The organism is Streptomyces sp. NPDC002676, from assembly GCF_053592455.1.
Map to the genome: position 1 here is coordinate 1 of NZ_JBSFVT010000026.1, position 26,786 is coordinate 26,786.

The window sequence follows — 26,786 nt, forward strand, 5'->3', positions numbered from 1 at the left end:
CGACTCTATCAGATCTTTTCTCGATCCGATTTCCTCGGTGCTTTCCAGGTTCTCGCTCTCGCGTTTCCCTTTCCGGCGGTTCCGACTCTATCAGATCCTTTCGGGCCTGACTCCCAGTCAGTTGGGCTTGTCTTCCCGGCTGTTGGGCCGTTCCGACGTCTCAAACCCTAGCGGATCCTCCCGGCGATTCCCAATCGGACCACCGAGTCCCTATTCGAATTGAATTCGGGCACGCCGAAATCAACCCGGATGGGTGATCGTGCTGTTGCTTGAGGGGGGTGCCGCTCGAAGCGGCTGAGGTGCTGCCGGAGAACCGTTACGGCTCCGTGGCAACTCGGAGAACTTTACGGATCGGGCATGGGGGTGTCAAGCGCCCCTGTCAAGATTTTTTTCCGAGCCTCAGTCGAGGTCGCTCAGCCGGCCGCCGGCGTCCGGCTGGGCGTGCTCCACACGGCGCAGGAGCCGGGTGAGGACTTCGCCGAGCGCCATGCGCTCGGCGGGGGTGAGGTCCTGGAGGAGGTCCTCCTCGAAGACGGTCGCCAGGCGCATCGCCTCCAGCCACTTCTCGCGGCCCTCGGGAGTCAGCTCCACGATCACCCGTACGCGGTTGGTCTCGTCACGCTCCCGGGTGACCAGACCCTCGGCGACCATTCGGTCGATGCGGTGGGTCATCGCGGCCGGGGTGAGGCCTAGCCGCTTGGCGAGGTCGCTCGGGCCCATGCGGTAAGGGGCGCCGTCGAGGACGAGGGCCTTGAGGACCTCCCACTCGGTGGTGCTGATGCCGAGGGCCGAGGTCTGGCGGCCGTACGCCACGTTCATCCGGCGGTTCAGCCGGGACAGCGCCGACACGATCTTCTCGACCTGGGGGTCGAGGCCCTGGAACTCGCGCTGGTAGGCGGCGATCTGTTCTTCGAGTGTCGGCTCCGTGACGCCGGGGGTGTCGGCCATGGCCGAAGTATCGCACGGAGCCGCTTTGCCTTGAAGTCCTTCGCTGTGTACTCTTTAGCTTCGAACTTTAGAGTTGAAGTCTTCACTCCTAACTAGTGAGAGAGGTGAACGTGACCAGGGCGATGGGCGCAGCGATGCGCCGGATCCACGTGGGTAACGCACTCAGCGCTTTCGGGCTCGGCTTCACGGTCCCGTACCTGTACGTCTACGTGGCGCAGGTGCGGGGTCTGGGGGCCATGACGGCGGGTCTCGTGCTCGCCGTCTTCGCCGTGGCCGCGCTGATCGTGCTGCCGTTCGCCGGTCGGGCGATCGTGCGGCGCGGCCCGCTGCCGGTCCTGCTCGCCGCCCTGGTCACCGCCGCGCTGGGCGCGCTGAGCCTGGGGCTCGCGGGCAACGCCGCGGCCGTACTGCTGTCCGCCGCCGCGCTCGGGGCGGGGCAGGCCGTGATGCAGCCGGCGCTGGCGACGATGATCGTGGACTGCTCGACGGCGGACACGCGGTCGCGGGCGTTCGCCATGCAGTTCTTCCTGCAGAACCTTGGACTGGGTGTCGGTGGCCTCATAGGCGGTCACCTCGTCGACACGACGCGGGTCTCCTCCTTCACGCTGCTGTTCGCGATCGAGGCGGCGACGTTCCTGCTGCTGGTCGTCGTGATGTCGACGGTGCGGATGCCGCGGGCGCCGCGGATCGAGGAGGCGCCGGCCGGTTCGGCGAAGGGCAGCTGGAAGCAGCTGCTCGGGAACCGGGCGATGGTGCAGCTGTGCGTGCTCGGCTTCGTGTTGTTCTTCGCCTGCTACGGCCAGTTCGAGTCCGGCCTGAGCGCGTACGGCGTCGAAGCGGCCGGGATATCCACCTCCGCGCTGGGGACGGCGCTGGCCGCGAACACGCTGATGATCGTGGTCGCGCAGTTCGCCGTGCTGAAGTTCGTGGAGCGGCGCCGGCGCTCGCGGGTGATCGCCGCTGTCGGTCTGATCTGGGCGGTGGCCTGGGTGGCCGCGGGGTACGCCGGGCTCGGGCACGGCAGCCAGGAGATGGCGACGGCTGCGTTCGTCTCGACGTACGCGCTGTTCGGGCTGGGTGAGGCGATGCTGTCTCCGACGGTCGCGCCGTTGGTGGCGGATCTGGCGCCGGAGGGGATGGCCGGGCAGTACAACTCGGCGTTCGCGCTGGTCAAGCAGTTGGCGTTGGCTGTGGGGCCGGCGGTGGGCGGGCCGCTGGGGGCCTCGCTGCCTGGGCCGTACATCGTGACGTTTCTGCTGTTCTCACTGGGGATCACTGTGCTGGCGCTGCGGCTGGGGCGGGGGCTCACGGCGGTGCAGGACAGGCCCTCGCCGGCGCGGAGCCGGGTGGTCACGCGTGGCGGCCTTCCTGCGGAGCCGGTGCCGGCGGAGGCGTAAGGCGCCCGGCGCTGGGGCTGGGCGGGGGTGGGTTTCGCTTGTCCGCGCTCGCGGGGTGCCTCCCCCATCGCCCACCCGTGCCGCCTGGGGTCCCCCAGGCCCTTAAGGCACTGGGGGAGGGCACGACTGCCCGCGGCTACGAGGACGCCGGGAGTGCGAACTCGCACCACACCGCCTTGCCGCCGCCCGGGGTTCTCCGCGAGCCCCAGTTCGACGCGATCGTCGCCACGATGGCGATGCCCCTCCCCGATTCGTCGCCCGGCTCTGCTCGGCGGCGGCGGGGGAGGTGGTCGTCGCCGTCTGTGACCTCGATGATCAGGCGGCGGTCGGTGCGGCGGAGGCGGAGGCGCATGGGCGGGGTGCCGTGCTGGAGGGAGTTGGCTACCAGCTCGCTGGCGGCGAGGACGCCAAGGTCGTGCAGGTCGGCGGGGAAGCGCCAGCTGGTGAGGACACCGGAGGCGAAGGCACGCGCGCGCGGGGCCGCCTCCACGCCGCCGAGGAGTTCCAGGGCGGCGTTGCGGAAGAGGTCGCCCTCGGGGCCCGTACGGGCGGGGTGCTGGAGGACGAGGACGGCCACGTCGTCGTCGTGGTCGGCGGTGACGCCGGCCGAGCGGACCAGGCGGTCGCAGATGACCTGCGGGGTGCCCGTGGCGCCGGCGAGGGCGCCCTCCAGTGCGGCGATGCCTTCGTCCAGGTCCTCGTCCCGGCGCTCCACCAGGCCGTCGGTGTAGAGGACGGCGGTGGCGCCGGGGCCGAGCGGGACCGAGCCGGAGGCGTGCATCCAGCCGCCGGTGCCGAGAGGCGGGCCGGTGGGTTCGTCGGCGCGCGTCACGGTGCCGCTCTCGTCGCGGACCAGGATCGGCAGGTGCCCGGCGGAGGCGTACACCAGGCGGCCCTCGTTGGGGTCGTGGACGGCGTAGACGCAGGTGGCGATCTGGTTGGCGTCGATCTCGGTGGCGAGTCCGTCGAGGAGCTGGAGCACCTCGTGCGGGGGCAGGTCGAGGCGGGCGTACGCGCGTACGGCCGTACGGAGCTGGCCCATCACCGCCGCCGCCCGGACTCCTCTGCCCATCACGTCGCCGATCACCAGCGCGGTGCGTCCGCCGCCGAGGGTGATCACGTCGTACCAGTCGCCGCCGACCGCGGCCTCGGTGCCGCCGGGCTGGTAGGTGGCGGCGATGCGCAGGTCGTCGGGCTGTTCCAGTTCCTGCGGGAGCAGGGAGCGCTGGAGGGTGACGGCGGTCTCGCGCTGGCGGCGCTCGCTGGCGCGCAGGCGTTCGGCGGCCTCGGCGTGGTCGGTGACGTCGGTGGCGAAGACGAGCACGGCGCCGTCGCCGCCGGTGCGGTCGGCGTCCTCGGTCACGGGGGTGCAGGTGAAGGTGTAGGAACGGCCGTCGACGGCCTTGCGGGACTTCAGGGTGCGGGGCTTGCCGCTGCGCAGCACCTGGTCGAGGAGGGGGAGCAGGCCGAGTTCGGCCAGTTCCGGGAGGGCCTCGCGGGCGGGTGCGCCCGCAGGGCGTGCGCCGAAGGCCGCCGCGTAGGCGTCGTTGACGTAGGCGATGCGGTGCTCGGGGCCGTGGACGAGGGCGACGAGTGCCGGGACGCGGTCGAGGACCTCGCGCCCGCACAGTTCGTCGACGGCGGGCACCGGTGCCGTTCCATCGGTCTGTTGTTCGACGCGGGCCGCGGGCACGGAGCCTTCCCCTCGGCGGTCCGGGGAGACCGCGGTTTCGGTCCGCGCGGCGGCGCGGCGCTGCGTTCCGGGGAGCCGGGCGCTCCAGCGCGTGAAGTTCACAGTGGGGAAAGCCTCGTGGGTGCTGAGGGCGGGCGGGTGGCCCGTCCGAGGTCGTGGGGCAGTCTGGCAAAGGGCGGGCCGCGGCGACATCCGTCAGACGCCGGAGCGGGCCGGGGAGTTCCCAGGTCAGGTCAGGACGACCCCTTCGGGTCGTCCGAGGGGCTGTGAGGAGGCTTTCCCCCGGCAGCCAGTTCGAACTCCGCTCGGGGATGTTCGAGCGAACCGAGCGAGACGATCTCCCGTTTGAAGAGCCCGGCGAGGGTCCACTCGGCGAGCACGCGGGCCTTGCGGTTGAAGGTGGGCACCCTGCTGAGGTGGTAGACGCGGTGCATGAACCAGGCAGGGTAGCCCTTCAGCTTGCGTCCGTAGACCTGGGCGACGCCCTTGTGCAGGCCGAGGGAGGCGACGGAGCCGACGTATTTGTGCGCGTACGTCTCCAGGGGCTCGCCGCGCAGCGCGTGGACGAGGTTGTCGCCGAGGACCCTGGCCTGGCGGACCGCGTGCTGGGCGTTGGGCGCGGTCTCGGTGCCGGGTTCGGCGGCCGTGACGTCGGGGACGGCGGCGGCGTCGCCCGCGGCCCAGGCGTGTTCCGTGCCGTCCACGGTGAGTTCGGCGGTGCACCTGAGCTTGCCGCGCTCGGTGAGCGGCAGGTCGGTGGCGGCGAGCAGCGGGTGCGGTTTGACGCCGGCGGTCCACACGACCGTACGGGTCGGGAAGCGCTGGCCGTCGCTGAGGACGGCGACGCGGTCGGCACAGGACTCCAGGCGGGTCTCCAGCAGCACCTGGATGTTGCGGCGGCGCAGCTCGGTGACGGTGTAGCGGCCCATCTCCGGGCCGACCTCGGGGAGGATGCGGTCGGAGGCCTCCACGAGGATCCATTTCATGTCCTCGGGGCGGACGTTGTAGTAGTAGCGCGCGGCGTAGCGGCCCATGTCCTCCAGTTCGCCGAGCGCCTCTACACCCGCGTAGCCGCCGCCTACGAAGACGAAGGTGAGGGCGGCGTCGCGGATCGCGGGGTCGCGGGTGGAGGAGGCGATGTCCATCTGCTCGATCACGTGGTTGCGCAGGCCGATGGCCTCTTCGACGGTCTTGAAGCCGATGCCGTACTCGGCGAGGCCGGGGACGGGCAGCGCGCGGGAGACGGAGCCGGGGGCGAGCACGAGTTCGTCGTAGCCGAGGAACTCGGTGGTCCTGCCCTCGTCCTCGGTGGCGAGCGTGGTGAGGGCGGCGGTGCGCACCGCGTGGTCGATGGAGGTCACCTCGCCGATGACGATGTGGCACTGGTGCAGCACGCGGCGCAGGGGTACGACGACGTGCCGAGGAGAAATCGAACCGGCCGCCGCCTCGGGAAGGAACGGCTGATACGTCATGTAGGGGTCGGGGGTGACGACGGTGATCTCGACGCTCCCCTGCTTCAGCTCCCGCTTCAGCTTCCGCTGGAGGCGCAGGGCCGTGTACATCCCGACGTAGCCGCCGCCGACAACGAGAATGCGCGCACGTTCCTTCACCATCCCATGACGCACCCGGCGCTGTTGTTTGTCCACAGCCCCGGCAAATTGTGTGACCGGCGGCCAGGTGTGCGCGGTGGGTGGGGCGGAGGCGGAGCGGAACGAAAGCGGGCAGGTCAACGGGGGCGGACGGGCGGGAACGATAGGGCAGAATCGGGACATACGCACCCCGTACTCCGATCGGGGGGCGCACTGTGCGGAACCTGCCCCTTCTGAATTGACGCTCCCTCAACTATGTTCGTGTGCAGACGGGGTGTAGGGATTGTGGTCGAACGCGTCCGCGACGGGCGGGTCCCGCATGTTGACCGGCGCCGCAGCCGCGCACTCCGCTTTGATTGGCGGGGAGCGTCTCCGGGGGGAGACGTCATTACCGGGGGAAAACACATGCATGTTCAGGACACTCATTGGGCACCGGCAGCCGCAGTCGCAGCCGGCGGCGGAGCGGTGAGCGGGACGGTGGGCAACGGACGCGCGGACCAGGCGCGTACGACCCCGCTGCGGGTGGACGCACAGCGCAATCTGGAGCACGTGCTGCGTGCGGCGCGCGAGGTCTTCGGCGAGCTGGGGTACGGCGCGCCGATGGAGGACGTGGCGCGGCGCGCGCGGGTCGGTGTCGGCACGGTGTACCGGCGCTTCCCGAGCAAGGACGTGCTGGTCCGGCGGATAGCCGAGGAGGAGACCGCCCGGCTGACCGAGCAGGCGCGGGCCGCGCTGGGGCAGGAGGACGAGCCGTGGTCGGCGCTGTCGCGGTTCCTGCGGACGTCCGTGGCCTCGGGGGCGGGGCGGTTGCTGCCGCCGCAGGTGCTGCGGGTCGGGGTCGCCGAGGAAGGCTCCGCCGGTACGGCCGGGTCGGTCGGCTCTGCCGACGAGGCTCGGGTGCCGCAGCAGAGGGCGCAGCCGGCGGCGGGGGAGCTGCGGCTGGTGCCGGAGCCTTCGGTGACGGCCGAGGAGTACGACGCGGGGGCGGCTGCGCTGCTCGACGTGGTGGGGCAGTTGGTGGACCGGGCGCGGGCGGCGGGTGAACTGCGACCGGACGTCTCGGTGTCCGACGTGCTGCTGGTGATCGCCACGGCGGCGCCGTCCCTGCCGGATGCTGCGCAGCAGGCGGCGGCGTCGGCGCGGCTGCTCGACATCCTGCTGGACGGGCTGCGCTCGCGTCCCGCGTAACCCTGCGGGGCACGACCGGCTGCCGCCTCGGCTACGCCTTCGGCGGGGATGGTTTCCCACCCGCACCGGCCGTGCAGCTTTCGCGGTCGGGTGCGGGTGGCCCTTGCGGGGGCCTCTCGCCGTCGGCGGGTGCGGGTGGGTGCCGTGGGAGGCCTTGGTGACAAGTCCGCTCGGATGAGTGGATGGGGTGGATGGAGGTCCTTGAACGAAAGACAATGTGGCACCCTGTGCCCGTAACGGGTTGGGCTGGGCCGGTGTCGGGGGCTTTCCGCGATGGGCGTTGACGGGTGGGCCGAGTCACGCGGTGACGATGACGCGGAGGCCGGTGGGCTGACTTCGCCACAGGTGCCGAGTCAGGGGGGCCGCGCCGATGTGCCTGCCCCGGGCGGCCAGAGTGTGCCCGCCCAGCGGAACCGGAGTGTGCTGCCGACGCCCCGGGAACTGCCGGCCGCCGACGGCGAGCTGATCGAGCGGATGCGTGCCGGTGACGACTCCGCCTACGAGGAGCTGTACCGGCGGCACGCGGATGCCGTGCGGCGGTACGCGCGTACCTGCTGCCGGGACGGGCACACCGCCGATGACCTCACCGCCGAGGTGTTCGCCCGGATGCTGCAGGCCGTACGCGGCGGGTCCGGGCCCGAGCACGCCGTACGTGCCTATCTGCTGACCTCCGTGCGGCGCGTCGCCGCGCACTGGATCAAGTCCGCCCGGCGTGAGCACCTCGTCGACGACTTCGCCGCCTTCGCCCAGCAGGCCTCGCGCGGAACCGAGGTGTCCGCCGACCCCGCGTCCATGGGCTCCTTGGGAGCGGGCCTGGTCCTGGGCGCCGATGTGCTCGCCATGCACGAGGCCGAGCAGTCGATGACCATGCAGGCCTTCCGTACGCTGCCCGAGCGCTGGCAGGCCGTGCTGTGGCACACCGAGGTGGAGGACGAGTCGCCGAGCGAGGTGGCCGTTCTCTTCGGGCTCGATGCCAACGGCACTCGGGTGCTGGCCAGCCGCGCCCGCGAGGGACTGAAGCAGGCCTACCTCCAGGCCCACGTCAGCACCACCCTCACCGACGACGAGGAGTGCGCCCGCTACGCCGACCGGCTCGGCACCTACGCCCGCCGCAAGCTGCGCATCCGCGCCGAGCGGGGCCTGCGCAAGCACCTGGAGGAGTGCGCCAGGTGCCGGCTGGCCGCCGCGCAGATCGAAGAGGTCGCGAGCGGCATCCCCGGTGTCGTCCCGGTCGCGGTCATCGGTTGGTTCGGGGCCGCCGGATACGCCAAGGCGCTCGGGATCATCGCCGGCAGCGCCGGGGCCGCGGGCGCAGCCGCCGCGGCGGCCGGCACGAGCGGCGGGGCGACCTCGGGTGGCGGGGCCGCCGCCGCGGAGGGACTCGGCGCGCCCGTGAAGGCGGGCATCGCGGCCGGTGTCGTCGCGGTGGCCGGCGCCGCGCTCGCCATGGCCCTGATGAACGACAGCCACCCGGCGAAGGTGGTGGCCCAGCCGTCGCCGTCCCCGCCGGCCGTGCAACCCGAGCCGCCCAAGCCGGCACGGCCGAAGCCGACTCCCCAGCCTCCGAAGCCGGTGGAGTTCGCGCCCACGCCGACGCCCACCCCGCCCCCGAAGCCCACGCCGACGCCGGCCGCCGAGCCGAAGCCGAAGCCGAAGCCCAGATCCACCCCCACGCCGGCCCCGACTCCGCCTCCGACTCCGACTCCGAAGCCCACGCCGAAGCCGACCCCGAAGCCCCCTCCCCCGCCGGCTCCCGCCGACTACGAGTGGAGCGAACTGAACTACGACGTCAACGGCGACGGCACCCGGCCCGAGATGCGGATGGCCGAGAGCAGCTGGGTGTGGCAGCGCCACGGCCTGTCCGTCGACGGCAAGCAGTACGCACGCGGGGTGACCGTCGGCGGCACGTCCTCCGTCACCATCGACCTCAACCGGCAGTGCACCGCCTACGACGCGATGGTCGGCGTGGACGACATGACCCTCGGGCTCGGCAAGGTCATCTTCTCCGTCTACGCCGACGGAGTCCGGCTGTGGCAGTCCGAGATGGTCAAGGGCCGGGACCAGGCCATTCCCGTCCATGTGAACCTGACCGGGCACAAGACCGTACGGCTCGTCGTCGAGCCGCACAGCAACGCCTTCGACCAGGCCGCGCTGGCGGACTGGGCGGACGCCAAGTTCGCCTGCCGGTAGCCCCGCTCACCGGCCGTCCGCGGTCGCCGCCGCCACCGTCGCTGCCGTCGCCGTCGCCAGCTCCCGCAGTACGTCGTCCGTGTCGAGGGACGCGCCCCGGGCCCGCTCGGCCTCGTAGCGCTCCGGGGTCAGCGCCGCGCGGGCGCCGGCGTCCACGTGTGCGGCGCGGGTGCGCTCCGGCTCGGGGCGCGGATTGCCGTCGCGCCAGTGGTCGGCGGCGGCGAACAGCCGTACCGCGCCCGGCAGATCGCCGAGCCGGGCCAGCAGGTCCGCGGCGATGTCCACCAGCCCCGCGGTGACCGACTCCGCGCACCGCTGCTCCACCGCCTCCCGCAGCGCGTCTGCCACGATCGGCAGCCCGTGCGCGGGACCCGACTCGCCGGCCGTGACGAGGACCTCGACCGCCCGCAGTCCCGCCGCGAACTGCGGCGGCAGGGTGCCGCCTCGCGATACCGCGCAGGTCTCCTCGTACAGCTCGCGCGCGCGGACCAGGTCCCCTTCGTCCCGGGCGATGTGCGCCCGCATCAGCAGCACGAAGGCCCGCGACTCCGCCACCCCGTACCGGTCGGCCGCCGCGCCCGCCTCGTCCAGGACGGACAGCGCCGTGGCCGGGTCGCCGGAGCGGTAGGCGATCTCGGCGAGCCGCGCCTTCAGGAACGGCGTCTCGGCGTAGGCGCCCACCTCGTAGGCGAGCCGCTGCCCCTCCTCGTACTCGGCGCGGGCCTCCGCGTACCGGCCGCGGACCATGGCTGCCTCGCCCGCCGCGCTGCACACCTGCGCCCGCATCCAGCGGTCCCCGACCCGCCGGCTGAGCGTCCGCAGCTCGGCCAGGTCCTCGTCCACGCCCCGCAGGTTGCCCGGCGAGTCGACGACGACATGAGTGCGGTACATCAGGGCGACGCCGACCTCCCAGTCGCCGCCGTACGCCCGGCAGTTGGCGACCGCCTCCGCCAGGTCGGCCCCCATGTCCGTCACGCTGCCCAGGTAGTAGTCGGTCAGCGGCCAGACGATGCCCGGCACACGGGCGGACTGCGGGCCGCCGGGCTCGTAGTGGGACCGCACGCGCGCGATGTACTCCGGGGCCCGCTCGTCCCCCGAGAGATGATCCGCGTTCGACTCCGCCGTCAGGAACAGGTCGAGCATCCGCAGGTCCATGCGCCGGGCGCGCAGCGGATGCCCGGACTCGCCGTCGGGCGCGGCGAGGAAGGAGCCCACCGGGTCGGCCGACGCCACCAGCGGCATCAGCTCGCCCTCGGGTGCCCCCGCAGGCAGGGCGTCCAGGGCGGCGCCCAGGCGCAGCACCAGTCGCACCCAGGTCACCGCCTCCTGGCGGTAGTTGCGCAGCCACCAGAACCAGCCGATGGCCAGGACGATCGCGGCGGCCTCCGCCTCGTCGCCGGCGGACACCGCGCGGTCCAGGGCCGCGCGAATGTTGTCCAGGTCGCTCTCCAGGCGGGAGATCCACGGCAGTTGCGCCGCGGACCGCAGCTGCGGGTCGGCCTCCTCTACCAGCGCGCGCACCCACGCGCGGTGCCGGCGCTCGGCCGCCGCACGCAGCTCGGGGACCTCGGCCGCGCGCTCGGTGGCGTACTCGTGGATGGTCTCCAGCATCCGGTACCGCATGCCGCCGGAGCCGTCCGTGACACCGCCGGGGCCCTCCGTGCCGAACGTGCCGTCCGGGGTGGCCACGACGAGGGACTTGTCGACCAGGGCGCCGATCAGGTCCGCCGCCGGGCCGGTGCACACGGCCTCGGCCGCCGCGAGGTCCCAGCCGCCGGCGAACACCGACACCTCACGCAGCACGGTCTGCTCCCGCTCGTCCAGCAGCTCCCAGGACCAGTCGACCACCGCGCGCAGGGTCTGCTGGCGGGGCAGGACCGTACGGCTGCCGGAGGTGAGCAGGCGGAAGCGGTCGTCGAGCCGGTCGGCGATCTGCCGCGGGGTCAGCAGCCTGAGCCGGGCCGCGGCCAGCTCGATGGCGAGCGGCAGGCCGTCCAGGCGGCGGCAGATCTCCGCCACGGCCGCGGTGCCGCGGAGCACGGCGTCGGCGTCGGGACGGACGGCCTTCGCGCGCTCCGCGAAGAGGCGGTGCGCCTGCTCGGGCACGAGGGGTTCGACCGGGCGCACCGACTCACCGGGGACGCCCAGGGGTTCACGGCTGGTGGCGAGGATCGTGAGCCCGGGGCAGTGGGTGAGGAGGGTCTCGGCGAGGTCGGCTGCCGCGCCGATGACGTGTTCGCAGTTGTCAAGAATCAGGAGTTGGCTGCGCTGGGCGCAGTACTCGATCAGCAGGGCCGTGGGGTCGGCCTGCGGCATCGCCAGCTCGTTGGTCAGCAGCACGGTCTCGCGCAGACCGAGCGCGCTGACCACCGCGCCGGGCACCGCCTCAGGCTGGTCGAGCGGGGCCAGCTCGACCAGCCAGGCCTGCGGAAGCCCGGCGGCGGCCTGTTCGGCGAGGCGGGTCTTTCCGGAGCCGCCCGGTCCGGTGAGGGTGACCAGGCGGGCCCTGTGCAAGTCGGAACGAATGGCCTCGAGTTCTGGTTCCCGGCCGACGAAGGACGTCAGACGGGGGCGGAGGTTGCCGGTGCGCTCGGGGGGCGGAGCGAGCGCAGGCTGCCCCGCCTGCCTCGGCGCCGGTGCCTGGCTCTCCTGTTTCAGCAACGACGTGTGCAAGGCCCGGAGTTCCGGGCCGGGGTCGGTGCCGAGGGTGTCGGCGAGGGTGCGGCGGGCCGACTCGTACGCGGCGAGGGCGTCGGCGGGGCGGCCGGTGTCGCGCAGGGCGCGGATGAGGAGGGCGTGCAGGGGTTCGTCGTACGGGTGGGCCGCCGTCAGCTCCGTCAGTTCCGGTACGACGTCCCCGGCGCGGCCCAGGTCGAGGGCGGCGGCGGCGCGGGCGCGGGCCGCCTCCAGGCGCAGGGACTCGGGGCGGGTGGCCGCGGTGCGGTCGGGGAGGTCGGCGAGGGCGGGGCCGTGCCAGAGGGCGAGGGCCTCGGTGAGGGTGCGGTGCGCGGTGGCCGGGTCGCCTGCGGTGAGGGCCCGGGTGCCGGTGCGGGTGAGGCGCTCGAAGACGTGCAGGTCCACGTCGTCCTCGGTGGCTTCCAGGCGGTAGCCGCCCGGGGTGGAGGTGACGGCGTCCCGGCCGAGGGTGCGGCGCAGACGGCCGACGAGCGCCTGGAGGGCGGCGGTGGCGTCCTGGGGCGGATCGTCCGCCCAGACCTCGTCGATGAGGGTTTCGGGGGTGGCGGTGCGGGCGGGGCGCAGGGCGAGGGCGGTGAGGAGCGTGCGGAGTCGTTGGCCGCCGATGGGTATGGGGGTGCCCTGGTCGTTGGCCGCCTGGGTTACACCGAGGATTCTGTACCGCACCAGGTCATTGTTGCGGCCGATGTCGGTACTGGCGATGGGGTTTGCCTTGGGGGAGGCACGACTGCCCGCGGCGCCACGGGTGGTTGGGGAACCTCACGCCCCCGAAGCCAAAGCCCCCTTCCTCGGCTGGATCCCGGAAGGCACCGCACGCGCGCGTGCCGGTGTTCCCGTCCAGCACGTGCCGCGGCGGGCGAGGAGGCGGTGGAGCCAGAGTTCGAGGGAGACGAGGTCGGCGAGGCCGTCCAGGGGGAGGGAGGCCCCGGAGGCCGCCGCGCGCAGGGCCTTGCGGACCACACGGGCCTCGACCAGGCCGGCCTCCGCGAGGAGGGGCGTGGAGAAGAGGTCCATCAGGGGGTCGGCCGCCAGGCGCAGCCCCGCGCGTGTGGCCGCCGCCGAGGACGCGTGGGAGGGGGCGCCCCAGCCGGGCGGGAGGTCGGTGACGCCGGCGCCTTCCAGGACCGTACGCAGGACGGCGGAGCGGGCACCGGGCTGGACGCGCAGGGCCTCGGGGAGGGCGCGGCAGGCGCGGACGACCTGGTTGTCGAGGAAGGGCGCGTGCAGGCGCTGGGAGCGGATCTCGGCGGCCTGTTCCAGCACGCGCAGGTCGGCGGCGTACCGGGCGAGCACGGCACGCGCGCGGTAGTCTCCGGGCCGCTGGCCGGGACCCGCCGCGGAGCGGTCCGCCGCACTCTGGAGCAGAACCGATACTTCAGCCAGCGCCTCCCCCGTCAGCCAGCGCGCCGCCGGCCCCGGTCTGGCCCAGGAAAGCGCGGCGAGGGACGCGCCGACCGCGCCCCCCGGCTCCTCGAAGCGGCGCCGCATCAGCCGCTCGGCCAGCCCTTCGAGGCCCGCCCGGTAGGGGGTGCGGGCCAGCCGCCGGGCCGCGCCGTACACACGCGCGGAGACCATCACCGAGCCGTCGGCCCGCGCGAGCGCGGCGACCGGCCGGACCAGGTGGCGCCGTTTGCGGTCCATCAGGAGGTCGGCGAGGCGCGCCGGGTGGGCGTCGAGGACCTGGCGGGCGCCGTGCCCCGTGAAGTGGTCGGCGCTGCCCGCGGCGAGCCGGGCGCGGTGCCGGGCGGCGGAGACGAGCGAGGGGCCGGGTTCGTCGGTGAGGGGGATGTCCAGGTCGGCGTAGGGCAGCGCCTCCTCGCCGCCGGTCACCACCACGTGGTGCAGGCGGGGGTTGGCCGCGAGGGTTCCCGCGCGCTCGACCTCGGCCTCCCGGCCGCCGACGGCCAGGTCGTTGAAGGTGACGGCGAGCAGCCGTTCGCCCGCACCCGTGCCGTGGCCCAGCAGCGTGCCCGGCCTGCCGGGCAGCCCGGCGGCCAGCAGGGCGAGCGTGCCGGAGGCGGGACCGCCGGACAGGTCGGCGCCGATCCCCGGCACCGGCATCCCGCGCGCGGCCCGCCGCTCGGCGGGGCCCATGCCGGGCACCGGCCCCGGGTCGATGTCGGGGACGTGCCGGGGTGCCGACAGCCGGGTGCGGACGGCCTCCACGAGGGCGTCCCGTACGCCGTCCACGGCGTGGTGCGGGTCGGCGGAGGGCGCGGACACCGCGAGGGATGCGACCGGCTCGTACCCGGTGATCTCGCGCGCCCCGGCACGCAGGACCAGCGCATGCCCCGGCGGAACGCGCCGTACGCCCTCGTAGGGGGTGCTGTCGCGCAGCGCGGCCGGTACGTCGGGGGCGGCTAGCAGGGCCGCCAGGTGTCCGAAGTCGAGGTTGGCCTCGATGAGGTCGGCGAGGGGCAGCGCGGCCGTGGCGTAGGCGGTGCCGCCGGCCCACGGGGTGCAGAACACCGGGCGGGCGCCCGCGAGATCGCCGCAGACCGTGATGCGACGGCCGACCTGGACGACGGCCGTGTAGCTGCCGGGCCAGACCGTCAGATGCCTCAGTGCGCCCCCGCGCGCGGTGTACAGGCCGCGCCGCAGTTCCTCGTCGGAGGCGCCGCAGATGCCGAGGACGGCGATCCGGTTCTGCGTGTCGGCCTTCACCACGCGCACCTCGTCCGGGCGCCAGTCGCCGACGGCCCACAGCGGATCGGGGTCGCCCCACAGGAGCTGGGAGCCGACCGGGTGCAGGGTCTCGCCGTCGTAACCGGCCGCGCCCGCGTACCCGTTGGCGCCCCCGTACCCGTTGCCGCCCGCGGAACCGATCCCGGCGGCGCCCGCGGCGGTGCTGCTCCAACCCACCAACCACCGCATCGACGCCTCCACAGACTGTGGACAACCAGTGCACCGCACGAACCGGATCCCCATGCTGCCATGAAGAACGCGCCACGGAGGGGCGGTGACACCCTCTTCGATCGAGGGAAGTCAGCGGGAAGCCGGAGGGGTGCGCGCGGCCGGCCGCGCGGGCGGGGTGGCCCAACCGCCGGGCGGGCCAAGGTCGGTACGATGTGAATGCGCCCCCGATGCGCTCCCCCAGAACGCCCTTCGCGCCCTCAACTGCCGTGGTGAGAGCGCTCATCACCCTCGACGGGCAGGGTCGATTTTCGGCCAATTCAGCGGAGGGAAGCGGGCTTTGAGCACGCTCCGTACAGGCCTGCGGAACGCGTGGCGGCGCCGGACGCGCACGGTCCGGGAGGCGGGCATCGCCTCCCGGACCGGTCCGCCACCCGCGGGGATGAAGGTGGCGGTGTCCCCCAGCCCGCTGGATCCAGTACAGCGGGCCGACCCACGCACCCGCCATGGAACCGGTCCCCAGATGGCCGGAGAAGAGCGCACGGACGGGCGCACGGCCACACGGCCGGGGGCACACCGCGAGGGTCCGTGCACGGTGCGTACAGGGCCGTACTTCCGTACGGACCACAATCCCGCCATCCGGAACAATGCCCCTTAACGCTTGGGATGCGGCGAACTACGCTGGGTTTACGAATGCCGCGTGGTTATGCCAGCGCGGCAGCCGTCTGTGTCGAGGGGTGGCGCATGTCCAGGGAGCAACGCGGGCCGAACGAAAAGCTCGGCGCCGTTCTCGCCCTCGCGGGAATCAGCAACGCAGGACTCGCGCGACGCGTCAACGACCTTGGCGCCCAACGCGGTTTGACTCTTCGCTACGACAAGACCTCGGTGGCGCGCTGGGTGTCGAAGGGGATGGTGCCGCAGGGTGCGGCACCGCATCTCATTGCGGCCGCCATCGGCCAGAAGCTCGGCCGTCCGGTGCCGCTCCACGAGATCGGCCTGGCGGACGCGGATCCCGCCCCCGAAGTGGGTCTCGCCTTCCCCAGAGACGTGGCACAGGCGGTGAAGTCGGCGACGGAGCTGTACCGTCTCGACCTGGCCGGGCGCCGGGCCGGCTCCGGCGGCATCTGGCAGTCGCTCGCCGGATCGTTCGCAGTGAGCGCATACGCAACGCCCGCCTCACGATGGCTGATAACCCCCGCCGACAGCTCGGTCGCGCGGGAGGCGAACTCTGCCGAGGGCTCCGGCGCACCGATCAAAGTCGGCCACAGCGATGTGCGGAAGCTGCGGGAGGCAGCCGAGGACGCCAGGCGCTGGGACTCCAAGTACGGAGGCGGCGACTGGCGTTCGTCCATGGTGCCGGAGTGTTTAAGGGTGGAGGCGGCACCGCTGCTGCTCGGCGCGTACTCCGACGAGGTCGGCCGCGCACTGTTCGGCGCCTCCGCCGAACTCACCCGGCTCGCGGGCTGGATGGCCTTCGACACCGGCCAGCAGGAGGCCGCACAGCGGTACTACATCCAGGCGCTGCGTCTCGCGCGTGCCGCCGCCGACGTCCCCCTCGGGGGCTATGTGCTGGCCTCCATGTCGCTGCAGGCGACGTACCGGGGCTTCGGTGACGAGGGCGTCGACCTCGCCCAGGCCGCCCTGGAGCGCAACCGGGGACTGGCCACCGCCCGCACGATGAGCTTCTTCCGACTGGTCGAGGCGCGGGCGCACGCGCGCGCGGGCGACGCGCAGGCGGCCGGAGCCGCGCTGAAGGCGGCGGAGGGGTGGCTGGAGCGGTCGCGGGACGGCGACCACGACCCGTCCTGGCTCGGCTTCTACTCCTACGACCGGTTCGCCGCCGACGCGGCGGAGTGCTACCGCGATCTGAAGGCACCCCGGCAGGTCCGCCGCTTCACCGAACAGGCGCTGTCGAAGCCCACGGAGGAGTTCGTACGGTCGCACGGGCTGCGGCTGGTCGTCTCCGCGGTCGCCGAGCTGGAGTCGGGGAACCTGGACGCGGCCTGCGAGCAGGGCGTGCGGGCCGTGGAGGTGGCCGGGCGGATCTCGTCCGCGCGGACGACGGAGTACGTCAGGGATCTGCTGCACCGACTGGAGCCGTACGGGGACGAGCCGCGGGTGGTGGAGCTGCGGGAGCGGGCCCGGCCGCTGCTGATGGCTCCGGCCTGAGAGACACCGCACACGGCTGGGCCTGAGAGACAGGCCACACGTTTGAAGGCGTTGTCAGTGGCGCAGTGCACTATCGAGGTGGGAGGTGGTGCGGATGCGCGCGGGTGCGTACGACTGTGACGTGCTGGTGGTCGGCGGGGGGATCGTCGGGCTGTCCACGGCGTATGCGATCACGCGTGCCGCGCCGGGCACACGGGTGACCGTGCTGGAGAAGGAGCCGGGTCCGGCCCGGCATCAGACGGGGCGCAACAGCGGGGTCATCCACAGCGGGATCTACTACCGGCCGGGCTCCCTGAAGGCGCGGTACGCGGTGCGGGGCGCCACCGAGATGGTGAAGTTCTGCGCCGAGTACGACATCGCGCACGCCGTCACCGGCAAGCTGATCGTCGCCACCGAGCGGGAGGAGCTGCCCCGGCTGCACGCACTCGTCCAGCGCGGCCGGGAGAACGGCATCCCGGTGCGCGAGCTGGGGCCCGCGCAGATCACCGAGTACGAGCCGGAGGTGCGCGGACTCGCGGCCATACACGTCGGTACGACCGGCGTGTGCGACTTCGTGGGCGTGGCCCGGCAGCTCGCGCAGGCCTCCGGGGCCGAGGTCCGCTACGGGGCACGGGTCGTCCGCGTGGACCGGCGGCCGGAGCGGGGCGTGGCCGTGCTCACCTCGGCCGGGGACGTCGTCCGCGCGCGCGTGCTGGTGAACTGCGCCGGGCTGTACTGCGACGAGGTGGCCCGGCTGACCGGGGACGAGCCCGGGGTGCGGATCGTGCCGTTCCGCGGGGAGTACTACGAGCTGGCGCGGCCGGAGCTGGTGCGCGGGCTGGTGTATCCGGTGCCGGATCCGGCGTTCCCGTTCCTCGGGGTGCATCTGACCAGAGGGATCGACGGCGGCGTGCACATCGGGCCCAACGCGGTGCCGGCGCTGGCCCGCGAGGGGTACGGCTGGGGGGTCGTACGGCCCCGGGAGCTGGCCGGGACGGTGGCCTGGCCGGGGTCCTGGGTGATAGCCCGGCGGCACTGGCGGTACGGCGCGGGGGAGCTGCGCCGCTCGGTGTCGAAGGGGGCGTTCCTGGAGGCGGTGCGCAGATTGCTGCCCGCGGCGGAGGCCTCGGACCTGGTGCCGGCCCCTGCCGGGGTGCGGGCGCAGGCGGTGCTGCGGGACGGGACGCTGGTGGACGACTTTCTCATCCGGGAGGGGAACAGGGCCGTGCATGTCCTCAATGCGCCCTCTCCTGCGGCTACCGCGAGCCTGCCCATCGGCAGGGAGGTCGGGCGACGCGCGCTGGGCATGCTCGGCTCGCTGTAGTGCCGTCCCAGGGGGGCCCGCCCTCTGGGGCGCCGGCCGGTGCCCACCCGCCACGCGACTCGGCAAGCCGGGAAGGCGCCGTAAAATCGGTCCTACTGTGTCTGACTCCCTGAGCACCCCCGAAGCCCCCCAGCCCGCTGCCGACGCGCCCCGGGCGCACGTCCCCGGTGTGTCCGTCCGGCACAGCCGGGCCAAGGGTGAGCCGCGGTTCCCGGACGGGCCCCAGGCCGATCCCGCCGGGTCGCACTTCGAGCGGCGGATCCGGAGCTTCCAGCCGCGCCGGAGCCGGGTGACGGCCGGGCAGGCCGACGCCCTGCAGCGGCTGTGGCCCAAGTGGGGGCTGGACATCGACGGACAGCAGACCATCGACCCCGTCCAGCTGTTCGGGAACACCCACCCCGTCGTCCTGGAGATCGGGTTCGGCATGGGCGAGGCCACCGCGCAGATGGCCGCCGCGGACCCCGGCACCAACATCCTCGCCGTGGACGTGCACACCCCGGGGCAGGGAAACCTCCTCAACCTCGCCGACCAGAACGCGCTGTCCAACATCCGGGTCGCCAACGGCGACGCGATCATCCTGCTCAGGGAGATGCTGCGGCCCGACTCGCTGGACGGGCTGCGCGTCTACTTCCCGGACCCCTGGCCCAAGAAGCGGCACCACAAGCGGCGGCTCATCCAGCCCGAGTTCCTTTCCCTCGCCGCGACCCGGCTCAAGCCCGGGGCGATCGTGCACTGCGCGACCGACTGGGAGCCGTACGCCGAGCAGATGCTCGAAGTGCTCACCGCTCATCCCGACTTCGAGAACACCCAGGCAGACGGCGGCTTCGCGCCACGCCCCGGGTTCCGGCCGCTGACCCGTTTCGAGGGGCAGGGACTGGACAAGGGACATGTGGTGAACGACCTGCTCTTCCGGCGCGTACCGCACCAGGACCGATAGCCGCACCACGCCCCACAGCCGTACCGGGCCCGACAGCCGTACCGGCACCGAACATCCACGCTGTCCCTCGTCCCTCGTCCCGTCACCGTTAGGGTCGATGCCGTGGCCACCAGTCCTCCGCCGTACCCGACGTACCCCGCCCCCGGCGACGGTGCGCTCCGGCACCCGCACTGGTGGCAGCGCACCTGGGTGCGCTGCGGCGCGCTGGTCACCCTGCTCGCGCTGTCCGGCCTGGTCATCCTCGCGCTGGTGCGCCGGCAGACGGGCACGGACGGGTTCCTCGTCGGGCTCGGTCTGGCCGTGCTGCCGGTGCCGTGGCTGATCGCCGCCTTCCGCTGGCTGGACCGGGTGGAGCCGGGCCCCTGGCGGAACCTGCTGTTCGCGTTCGCCTGGGGCGCGTGTGCGGCGGCGCTCATCGCCATCGTCGCCAACAGTTTCGCGACGAAGTGGATAGCCACCGCCACCGCGGATCCGGCGAGCGCCAACACCCTCGGCGCGACCGTCATAGCGCCGATCGTCGAGGAGTCCGCGAAGGCCGCCGCCGTGCTGCTGGTCTTCCTCTTCCGCAGACGGGACTTCACCGGGATCGTGGACGGGGTGGTGATAGCCGGGATCACCGCCACCGGGTTCGCGTTCACCGAGAACATCCTCTACCTCGGCACGGCCTTCGGGACCGACCAGCTCACCGGCCACCGCGGCATCGCCTCCGTCACCGCCGCCACCTTCTTCGTGCGCATCGTGATGTCCCCGTTCGCGCACCCCCTGTTCACCGTGCTCACCGGCATCGGCTTCGGCATCGCCGCGCTGTCCGCCGAGCGGCAGCGCGTCCGGCGGGCGCTGGTCCCGCTCTGCGGTCTGCTGCTCGCGATGGGCGTGCACGCCTTCTGGAACGGCTCCTCGACCTTCGGCGAGTACGGATTCTTCGCCGTCTACGGAACCTTCATGCTGCCCGCGTTCGGGCTGCTGACCTGGCTCGCGATCTGGACGCGGCAACGGGAGCTGCGGACCGTGCGCGAGGAGCTGCCCGCGTATGTGTACGCCGGGTGGCTGGGGCCGGCGGAGCCGTTCGCCCTGGGGTCGATGCGGGCGCGGCGGCTGGCCCGCCACCACGCCCGGCGGTACTTCGGGGGGCGGCCGGCGGCACGCGCGGTCGCGGAGTACGAGGCCTGCGCCACCTCGCTCGCGTTCCTGCGGCACCGCGGGCGCAAGGGCAAGGCCGGGGCCGGCTTCGCCGTACGGGAGCGCGAGCTGCTGGCGGAGCTGTGGAAGCGGAGGGAGGTTTCCCGGCCGGCGCTGGAGTACGCGGCCAGGGCCTCCGTTCCGGTGCCGGTGCACTGGGCGCCGTACGGCTATCCGGCCGGGTACCCGGCGGTGCCGTATCCCGCGTACAACCCGTACCGGACGTAGGCACCGCCGGATCACGCCGTCGCGGTGGAAAGAGCGGAAGGAAGCCTCAGGCGGAGGCCTCCGTCAGCTGCTTCAGTTCCGTGTCCGTCAGCTTCAGCTCCGCCACGCCCAGCAGTGCCGGCAGCTGCTCCACCGTCCGCGCCGAGGCGATCGGTGCCACGATGGTCGGCTGGGCCGCCAGCCAGGCGAGGGCGACCGTGGCCACGGGGGCGTCGTGGGCGGCGGCGATCTCGTCCAGGGCGGTGAGGACCCGGCGCCCGCGCTCGGACTTCAGGTGCTGCGCGGCCGAGCCGGCGCGGGGGCTGTCGACCGTCGTGCCGGGGCGGTACTTGCCGGTGAGGAAGCCCGCGGCCAGCGAGAAGTACGACACGGCCCCGAGGCCCTCGCGGGCGGCGAGGTCGCGCAGCGGACCCTCGTAGGTGTCGCGGGAGACCAGGTTGTAGTGGGGCTGGAGGGCGACGTAGCGGGCGAGGCCCTCGCGGTCGGAGAAGTCGAGGGAGGCCTGGAGGCGCTCGGGAGTGATGTTGGAGGCCGCGATGTGCCGGACCTTGCCGGCCTTCACCAGCTCGTCCAGGGCGCCGATGATCTCCTCGACCGGGACCTCGGGCTTGTCGAAGTGCGTGTAGTAGAGGTCGATGTAGTCCGTGCCGAGGCGGCGCAGGGAGGCGTCGGCGGCGGCCTTGATGTTGGCCGCGGACAGGCCCTGGTACTCCGGGTGCTGGCTGACCTTGGTCGCGATGACGACGTCGGAGCGGTTGCCGCGGGCCTTCACCCACTTGCCGATGACGGTCTCGGACTCACCGCCCTTGTTGCCCTCGGCCCAGGCCGAGTAGGAGTCGGCGGTGTCCACGAAGTTGCCGCCGGCCGCCGTGTAGGCGTCGAGGACGGCGAAGGACGTCTCCTCGTCGGAGGTCCAGCCGAAGACGTTGCCGCCGAGGGCGAGGGGGAAGACCTGGAGATCGGAGGAACCGAGTGTGCGCAGAGGAGCCATGCCCTGTTTCAACGCCCGTACCAGTGATCACATTCCGCGCAGCAGGACAGCAGGCCGACAGGCCGGGTCAGGGGTTGAGGCCCTTCTCGCGGAGCCAGGTCATCGGGTCGATGGCGGTCGGCTGGCCGCCGGGGTGGACCTCCAGGTGGAGGTGGGGGCCGGTGACGTTGCCGGTGGCGCCGATACGGCCGATCACGTCGCCGGTGTTGACCTTCTGGCCGACGCTGACGTTGATCGAGGACTGGTGGCAGAACCACAGCTCGGTGCCGTCGTCCAGGGTCAGCACGGTCCGGTAGCCGTAGGCACCGGCCCAGCCCGCCTGCGTGACGGTGCCGCTGTGGACGGCCTTGATGAGCGTGCCCGTGGGAGCGGCGAAGTCCAGGCCCGTGTGGTAGCCGGAGGACCACATCGCACCGGGCTGCCCGAAGGTGCCGGTGAGGGTGTACGAGACGACCGGCAGGCTGAACTGCTTGGCCAGCTTGGCCAAGCGCTCCGCCTCGGCCTTCTTCTTCGCGATGGCCTCGGCCTGCTCCTTGGCGGCGGCGGCCTTGGCAGCGGCGGCCTTCTCCGCCTTCGCAGCCGCGGCGGCGCTCTGCTGCTCGGCGGCGGCGACCGCGGCGGCGGTGGCCTTGCTGTCGGCCTGGCCCTGCTGCTGGTCGGCCTGCGCCATGATCCGGTTGCGCAGGGCCTCGCCCGCGTCCGTGTTCTGCGCGTCCTCGGAGGTCATGCCGACCCTGCTGAGCGTGTCCGCGGAGGCGGCCTTGGGCGCGTCCGCGGAACCGTCGTCAAGCAGGGAGTCGACGGAGGAAGGCAGGTCGGGCAGGTCGGGCATCGAGATGGCGACCGGGGGCTTGCCGGAGTTGGCACTGGCGATGCCGCCCGCGCCGACCGCGGCCAGGACGCCGACGCCGAGGACCGTGGAGCTGCGCGCGAGCCCGCCGCGCTGCTTGGCGACGCGGTGCCGGCCGCGGACCGGGCGGACGGAGTCCTCGGTGGGGTTCCACTCCTCCCAGGGGCCCTCCTCGGCCGGGAAGGAACCGTAGCCGAAGGCTTCGGTCTCGCGCTGAGCCGGTATGAACGGGGCTTCTTGGGCAGGCCGGTTGGACGCCACGCGGGCGTACTCCTTTCCTTCCTCCGCCTACCGGGTTAGCTGACGGGTTCGGAGCAGGAAGGTCTCCTACGCGTGGCACTGCCGTGTACTCAGCGAGTTCACGACGGCGTCCGCGCGATTCACCCCAAGGTGGTGGTTCCCCGGTTCCCTCGCGGGATTCGGCGCATGAGCACGGAGCCGCCTCTTGTGACGGCTGGGACGACCGCGCTGCGTTATCGAACGTTAATAGACCCGACTGTCAGATTCCAAGCCGTTCGGCTTGATCATTAATGCTTTCCAGGGCGGCGATACACGCCATTACCGGCTCAAACCGGGCAACTTGACCGGGGTTCAGGAGTCACAGCGTTTTTGATGGTGACTCAGATGTTATGCGGAGGGCGGTCGCCCGATCACCCTGAGTAGTGCGCCCCACAGGCCGTTGAACACTGCAAACACTCAGGGCCGGAACCCAATTCTGGATTCCGGCCCTGAGCCTTCAGTAGCGGGGACAGGATTTGAACCTGCGACCTCTGGGTTATGAGCCCAGCGAGCTACCGAGCTGCTCCACCCCGCGTCGATGTCTCTACTGTACGCCATGTGCGGGGCAGAAAGCACATCGGTTTACTGACCGGTCAGTAGGCGGTCTTATTCGCCGGTCAGCAGATGGCGGTTCGGCGCCATGGCACGCTCCTCGTATTCGGGCAGTACGACGACCTCCACGCCCTGCGCCGACAGCAGTCCGCTCCCGTCGGCCGCCGCCACGAACGTGTCCGGTTCGCTCCAGGCCGTGACCACCCGCCGTACCCCCGCCGCCAGGATCAGCCGCGCGCAGGGAGCCGGCCGTGAGGCGCGGCGGGCACAGGGCTCCAGGCTGCTGTAGACCGTGGCGGCGGGCAGCCTCGGGTCGGCCGGGTCGATCTTCGCCAGGGCCGCCTCCTCGGCGTGGACGACCGGGTCGTCACCCTCGCGCGAGTGGCCGCGCGCCAGCTCGGTCCCGTCCTCGGCGACCACGACCGCGCCCACGCTGAACGCCGTCTCCGAGGGCGGGCACAGCGCCGCCAGCTCGCAGGCGATCCTCATCCAATGCCGGTCGGCGGCCGTGACCGACTGCCCCGTTCCGGGTGCGGTGGGCTCGTAATGCATCAGTACGACGTCCTCGATCCTGCGGGTTTCGGTGAGGCGGAGGCGACCGGCCTGGTACGCGCCCGGGCCGAACAGCCGGGGCGCCTTCGGGTCCCCGACGAGCAGCGGGGCGAGGACCAGCTGGAGCTCGTCGGCGAGGCCCTGCTGGAGGAGCTGGGTGTGGACGGTGCCGCCGCCCTCGACCATCAGGCGCCGTACGCCGCGTACGTCGTGCAGGTGCTCCAGCAGGGCGCGCCAGTCGAGGTCGGGGCCGAGGGCGACGAGGTCGGCGGCGATACCGAGGCTGCGGGCCCGCTCGGCGCCCTTGTCGGTGGTGCAGACGAGCTTCTGGCCGCCGGTGTGCCAGAACCTGGCGCCCGGGTCGAGGTCGCCGGAGGCGGTGACGGTCACCTTCAGCGGATACTCCGGCCGGCCCGCGGCGACACGGGCCGCGCGGCGCTCCGGGGAGTTGACCAGGAGCCGCGGGTTGTCCGCGCGGATGGTGCCGGCGCCGATCAGGATGGCATCGACCGAGGCCCGTATCTCGTCGACCCGGTCGAAGTCGGCCGGGCTGGACAGCAGGAGCCGCTCGGGGCCGGTGTCGTCCAGGTAGCCGTCGAGGGAGACGGCGGCGGACAGCAGCACGTACGGCAGGGGCATCGGCGTCCTCATTCCGGAAGCTGACTTGCTGAGGCTGACGGCAGGGCTCGTCTTGGTTCAAGTTTGAAACAAACTTACACTGGCGGCATGACGACCCGCTGGCTCACCCCCGAAGAGCAGCGCGCCTGGCGCGCCTACATGGCCGCCGCCCGGCTCCTGGAGGACACGATCGACCGGCAGCTCCAGCAGGACGCCGCCATGCCCCATCTGTTCTACTCCGTGCTCGCCAACCTCTCCGACGCGCCCGACCGGCGACTGCGCATGACCGATCTCGCCGAGACGCTGAAGATCACGCGCAGCAGGCTGACGTACGCGGTGACCCGGCTGGAGCGGGACGGGCTGGTGCGCCGCGAGGACTGCCCCTCGGACAAGCGCAGCAGCCTCGCGGTGCTGACGGAGGAGGGGATGGCCGTACTGGAGCGCACGGCACCCGGGCACGTCGACACGGTGCGCGCCGCCCTCTTCGACCGGCTCACCCCGGAGCAGGTACGGCAGCTGGAGGAGATCTGCACGCAGATCGCGGGCGGGCTGCAGGGCGACGACGCCGAGGCCGGGGCGGGTGACGTCCCGTGGCGGCGCCGTTCGTCATGCACGTCGTCCACATCACCGACAACTCCAACTCCATGATTGCTTTAACTTTTAAGCATGAGGTAGGGTCCCTACGAACGACTGCTTCAAATATGAAGCAAACCGCCTCGGAGGGATCCGCATGCCCGACACCCCCGCCGCCACACCGCGCGCCCGCGTCCGGGTACCGCTGCGCTTCCACGACGGCTACAGCGCCGACGCCGAACTCGTCACCTTCCACGGGCTGGCCGACGGCCAGGAGCATGTCGCCGTCGTCCTCGGCGACCCCGCGCCCGGCTCCGTCCCCCTGGTGCGCCTGCACTCCGAGTGCCTGACCGGCGACGTCTTCGGCTCGGCCCGCTGCGACTGCGGACCTCAGCTGCGCGAGGCGGTCGAGCGCATCGCCGACCGCGGCGGCGTCCTGCTCTACCTCCGCCAGGAGGGCCGCGGCATCGGCCTGTACAACAAGCTCGACGCCTACGCCCTCCAGGACCAGGGCCTCGACACCTACGAGGCGAACGCCGCCCTCGGCCTCCCGGAGGACGCCCGCGACTACACGGCCGCCGCGCAGATGCTGGGCGCCCTCGGCATCGGGGAACTGGACCTGCTCTCCAACAACCCCGACAAGGCTGAGCAGTTGCGCACACTGGGAGTCGCCGTACGGGACCGGGTGCCGACCGGCGTCTTCACCACCGCGCACAACGTCCGGTATCTGCGGGCGAAGGTCCTCCAGACCCAGCACACACTGCCCCTGACCGAGCTGACCGAACTGACCGGAATGAACGCGGGCTGACGGCCGGTCCGCCGCTTCAGGGGAGGAACTTCACCTCCGGGAAGGCCGGGCACGGGCCGTCGAGCAGGTGCCCGCGTCGGTGCCGCAGGTGCAGGTCGAAGAATGCAAGGGGGTACGCCTGCTGGATCCGTACCGCCCGGGCCGGAGCGAGGGTGCCGATCCAGCCCCGGAGTTCTTCGTCGCTCATCCCGACCGCCTTCGCAAGCTGCGGGACCAGCACCTGGTCGTCACCGTACGACCAGTGGGTGGCGCCCTCGGCCTGGACGTTGAGCCGCCACCCGCGCAGGTGGGACCAGAACTCGGCGACGCTCGGCTGCGTGGCCCGGGGGAACGCGGCAGTCATCAGCATGAACGGCCGGTCCAGGTCGGTGGTGACCATCGGCTGCATCGGGCCGTCGAGGCTCAGCCCGGCCCGGACGCGCTGGTCCTCGCTCATGACGAAGGCCGTCGCCGTCGCGCCTTTCGACCAGCCGAACATGCCGATGCGATGCGGATCGAGGGCGCCACGCAGGCCGGGCGGCAGCGGTCGGTGTCCGGCGTCGGGGTTGCGCCCGGTGGCAAGGTCCTCGATGCAGTCGAGCACGAACCGGACGTCGGTGGCGAAGTCCCGTGGTGTCAGTGCGGGTTGGTCGAGCGGGACCGTGAGCCGGCCGTCGGGGAACTCGCTGAACGCGTCGTACGTGTGATCCACCGTGACCACCACGTACCCGTGGCTGGCGAGCTCCTGCACCACGACGGTGGTGTCCGCACGGTGATCGTGCGCGCCGTGCGAGAACACGACGACCGGCAGCCGTCCGCCCGTTCGCAGCACCGGGGCGCCCTCGTGGCCGGCCGTGAGCGGCGCCACCGCGACATCGGCCGGCCAGCCCGCCGACGTGGTGAGGATGGCCCGCGTCACGGCAGGGGGCGTCCAGCGGGCGAGCGGATACCGCTCGACGCCCCGGGCGGGGTACCAGACGCTCGCCATCAACTCGCGGTGGTGCCCGGGACCGGCCAGGGGATCAGGGCGTGAAGTGTCGACGAGGTGCAGGGGCACCGTGCCCACCGGGTACGGCCCGGTGGGCACGGGCAGGGTGAGCTGAACCGGGCCCGGGGCGGTCGAAGCCGCCGACGCCTGGCGTGCGATGCCCATCGGCAGGGCGGCACCGACTGCCAGCGCGGCTCCGAGCATGCGACGGCGCGTCGTTCCATC

At 72.5% G+C, this 26,786-nt stretch carries 18 protein-coding genes, 1 tRNA gene and 1 riboswitch; of the genes, 9 read left to right on the top strand and 10 right to left on the bottom strand.

Annotated features, from left to right (window positions below):
* Nucleotides 1-399 precede the first annotated feature (399 nt).
* On the bottom strand, nt 400-948 hold the full coding sequence (locus ACWD3E_RS38305; protein ID WP_451392121.1) for a MarR family winged helix-turn-helix transcriptional regulator: 549 nt from the start codon (nt 946-948) through the stop codon (nt 400-402).
* Between the two features lie 134 nt (nt 949-1,082).
* Between ACWD3E_RS38305 and ACWD3E_RS38310 the strand changes: the two genes are divergently transcribed.
* Entirely contained in the window at nt 1,083-2,345 is a 1,263-nt protein-coding gene (locus tag ACWD3E_RS38310) for an MFS transporter (RefSeq protein ID WP_451392169.1), read from the top strand.
* A gap of 136 nt (nt 2,346-2,481) precedes the next feature.
* Here ACWD3E_RS38310 and ACWD3E_RS38315 read toward each other — a convergent pair whose 3' ends face one another.
* Both ACWD3E_RS38315 and ACWD3E_RS38320 read right to left on the bottom strand, forming a co-directional pair.
* On the bottom strand, nt 2,482-4,140 hold the full coding sequence (locus ACWD3E_RS38315) for an ATP-binding SpoIIE family protein phosphatase (RefSeq protein WP_451392122.1): 1,659 nt from the start codon (nt 4,138-4,140) through the stop codon (nt 2,482-2,484).
* Nucleotides 4,141-4,271: 131 nt separating this feature from the next.
* Nucleotides 4,272-5,651 carry an NAD(P)/FAD-dependent oxidoreductase gene (locus ACWD3E_RS38320; RefSeq protein ID WP_451392123.1) on the bottom strand — a complete coding sequence of 460 codons (1,380 nt, stop codon included), beginning with the start codon at nt 5,649-5,651 and terminating at the stop codon, nt 4,272-4,274.
* Nucleotides 5,652-6,032: 381 nt separating this feature from the next.
* Between ACWD3E_RS38320 and ACWD3E_RS38325 the strand changes: the two genes are divergently transcribed.
* Together ACWD3E_RS38325 and ACWD3E_RS38330 are read left to right on the top strand one after the other, a co-directional pair.
* Nucleotides 6,033-6,815, top strand: a complete 783-nt coding sequence (locus ACWD3E_RS38325; RefSeq protein WP_451392124.1) for a TetR/AcrR family transcriptional regulator — start codon at nt 6,033-6,035, stop codon at nt 6,813-6,815.
* Nucleotides 6,816-7,088: 273 nt separating this feature from the next.
* Nucleotides 7,089-9,005: a sigma-70 family RNA polymerase sigma factor gene (locus ACWD3E_RS38330; protein ID WP_451392125.1), complete on the top strand. Its 1,917-nt coding sequence runs from the start codon at nt 7,089-7,091 to the stop codon at nt 9,003-9,005.
* A gap of 6 nt (nt 9,006-9,011) precedes the next feature.
* Here ACWD3E_RS38330 and ACWD3E_RS38335 read toward each other — a convergent pair whose 3' ends face one another.
* Together ACWD3E_RS38335 and ACWD3E_RS38340 are read right to left on the bottom strand one after the other, a co-directional pair.
* The gene (locus tag ACWD3E_RS38335) at nt 9,012-12,368 is read right to left on the bottom strand and encodes a BTAD domain-containing putative transcriptional regulator (RefSeq protein ID WP_451392126.1); all 3,357 of its coding nucleotides are present in this window, start codon (nt 12,366-12,368) and stop codon (nt 9,012-9,014) included.
* 93 nt (nt 12,369-12,461) lie between these two features.
* Nucleotides 12,462-14,576 (bottom strand): asparagine synthase-related protein, encoded by a 2,115-nt coding sequence (locus ACWD3E_RS38340; protein ID WP_451392127.1) that lies wholly within the window; start codon nt 14,574-14,576, stop codon nt 12,462-12,464.
* A gap of 723 nt (nt 14,577-15,299) precedes the next feature.
* Here ACWD3E_RS38340 and ACWD3E_RS38345 point away from each other — a divergent pair.
* From ACWD3E_RS38345 to ACWD3E_RS38360, 4 genes are all read left to right on the top strand, one after another.
* Nucleotides 15,300-16,724, top strand: coding sequence for an MFS transporter (locus tag ACWD3E_RS38345; RefSeq protein ID WP_451392128.1), 1,425 nt, complete (start codon nt 15,300-15,302; stop codon nt 16,722-16,724).
* An 85-nt stretch (nt 16,725-16,809) separates the two neighbouring features.
* Entirely contained in the window at nt 16,810-18,027 is a 1,218-nt protein-coding gene (gene lhgO / locus ACWD3E_RS38350; protein WP_451392129.1) for an L-2-hydroxyglutarate oxidase, read from the top strand.
* 97 nt (nt 18,028-18,124) lie between these two features.
* Nucleotides 18,125-18,964 carry a tRNA (guanosine(46)-N7)-methyltransferase TrmB gene (trmB, locus tag ACWD3E_RS38355; protein WP_451392130.1) on the top strand — a complete coding sequence of 280 codons (840 nt, stop codon included), beginning with the start codon at nt 18,125-18,127 and terminating at the stop codon, nt 18,962-18,964.
* Between the two features lie 102 nt (nt 18,965-19,066).
* Nucleotides 19,067-20,371, top strand: coding sequence for a PrsW family intramembrane metalloprotease (locus ACWD3E_RS38360; RefSeq protein ID WP_451392131.1), 1,305 nt, complete (start codon nt 19,067-19,069; stop codon nt 20,369-20,371).
* A gap of 46 nt (nt 20,372-20,417) precedes the next feature.
* Here the strand turns inward: ACWD3E_RS38360 and ACWD3E_RS38365 are convergent, their stop codons facing one another.
* The 4 genes from ACWD3E_RS38365 to ACWD3E_RS38380 all read right to left on the bottom strand — a co-directional run bounded on the left by ACWD3E_RS38365 (nt 20,418) and on the right by ACWD3E_RS38380 (nt 24,234).
* Complete coding sequence (locus ACWD3E_RS38365) at nt 20,418-21,362, bottom strand: aldo/keto reductase (protein ID WP_451392132.1); 945 nt, start codon at nt 21,360-21,362, stop codon at nt 20,418-20,420.
* A gap of 67 nt (nt 21,363-21,429) precedes the next feature.
* A complete protein-coding gene (locus ACWD3E_RS38370; RefSeq protein WP_451392133.1) occupies nt 21,430-22,473 on the bottom strand; it encodes a M23 family metallopeptidase in 1,044 nt (347 codons plus the stop codon).
* A gap of 9 nt (nt 22,474-22,482) precedes the next feature.
* Nucleotides 22,483-22,647, bottom strand: a riboswitch (cyclic di-AMP (ydaO/yuaA leader).
* A gap of 305 nt (nt 22,648-22,952) precedes the next feature.
* Nucleotides 22,953-23,026, bottom strand: a tRNA-Met gene (locus ACWD3E_RS38375).
* Nucleotides 23,027-23,097: 71 nt separating this feature from the next.
* Nucleotides 23,098-24,234, bottom strand: a complete 1,137-nt coding sequence (locus ACWD3E_RS38380) for a dihydrofolate reductase family protein (protein ID WP_451392134.1) — start codon at nt 24,232-24,234, stop codon at nt 23,098-23,100.
* A gap of 87 nt (nt 24,235-24,321) precedes the next feature.
* On the opposite strand from ACWD3E_RS38380, the gene ACWD3E_RS38385 reads away from it, so the two are divergent.
* Both ACWD3E_RS38385 and ACWD3E_RS38390 read left to right on the top strand, forming a co-directional pair.
* Nucleotides 24,322-24,861: a MarR family winged helix-turn-helix transcriptional regulator gene (locus ACWD3E_RS38385; RefSeq protein ID WP_451392135.1), complete on the top strand. Its 540-nt coding sequence runs from the start codon at nt 24,322-24,324 to the stop codon at nt 24,859-24,861.
* An 82-nt stretch (nt 24,862-24,943) separates the two neighbouring features.
* A complete protein-coding gene (locus tag ACWD3E_RS38390) occupies nt 24,944-25,594 on the top strand; it encodes a GTP cyclohydrolase II (RefSeq protein ID WP_451392136.1) in 651 nt (216 codons plus the stop codon).
* A 16-nt stretch (nt 25,595-25,610) separates the two neighbouring features.
* Here ACWD3E_RS38390 and ACWD3E_RS38395 read toward each other — a convergent pair whose 3' ends face one another.
* Nucleotides 25,611-26,765, bottom strand: a complete 1,155-nt coding sequence (locus ACWD3E_RS38395) for an alpha/beta hydrolase family protein (protein ID WP_451392137.1) — start codon at nt 26,763-26,765, stop codon at nt 25,611-25,613.
* Nucleotides 26,766-26,786: the final 21 nt, after the last annotated feature.

What these genes read in the sequence shown, in the direction of transcription:
- ACWD3E_RS38305 (WP_451392121.1), bottom strand. Translation starts at nt 948, where the DNA reads ATGGCCGACACCCCCGGCGTCACGGAGCCGACACTCGAAGAACAGATC.
- ACWD3E_RS38310 (WP_451392169.1), top strand. Translation starts at nt 1,083, where the DNA reads ATGCGCCGGATCCACGTGGGTAACGCACTCAGCGCTTTCGGGCTCGGC.
- ACWD3E_RS38320 (WP_451392123.1), bottom strand. Translation starts at nt 5,651, where the DNA reads ATGGTGAAGGAACGTGCGCGCATTCTCGTTGTCGGCGGCGGCTACGTC.
- ACWD3E_RS38325 (WP_451392124.1), top strand. Translation starts at nt 6,033, where the DNA reads ATGCATGTTCAGGACACTCATTGGGCACCGGCAGCCGCAGTCGCAGCC.
- ACWD3E_RS38330 (WP_451392125.1), top strand. Translation starts at nt 7,089, where the DNA reads ATGGGCGTTGACGGGTGGGCCGAGTCACGCGGTGACGATGACGCGGAG.
- ACWD3E_RS38340 (WP_451392127.1), bottom strand. Translation starts at nt 14,576, where the DNA reads ATGCGGTGGTTGGTGGGTTGGAGCAGCACCGCCGCGGGCGCCGCCGGG.
- ACWD3E_RS38345 (WP_451392128.1), top strand. Translation starts at nt 15,300, where the DNA reads ATGTCCAGGGAGCAACGCGGGCCGAACGAAAAGCTCGGCGCCGTTCTC.
- ACWD3E_RS38365 (WP_451392132.1), bottom strand. Translation starts at nt 21,362, where the DNA reads ATGGCTCCTCTGCGCACACTCGGTTCCTCCGATCTCCAGGTCTTCCCC.
- ACWD3E_RS38380 (WP_451392134.1), bottom strand. Translation starts at nt 24,234, where the DNA reads ATGCCCCTGCCGTACGTGCTGCTGTCCGCCGCCGTCTCCCTCGACGGC.
- ACWD3E_RS38385 (WP_451392135.1), top strand. Translation starts at nt 24,322, where the DNA reads ATGACGACCCGCTGGCTCACCCCCGAAGAGCAGCGCGCCTGGCGCGCC.
- ACWD3E_RS38390 (WP_451392136.1), top strand. Translation starts at nt 24,944, where the DNA reads ATGCCCGACACCCCCGCCGCCACACCGCGCGCCCGCGTCCGGGTACCG.
- ACWD3E_RS38395 (WP_451392137.1), bottom strand. Translation starts at nt 26,765, where the DNA reads ATGCTCGGAGCCGCGCTGGCAGTCGGTGCCGCCCTGCCGATGGGCATC.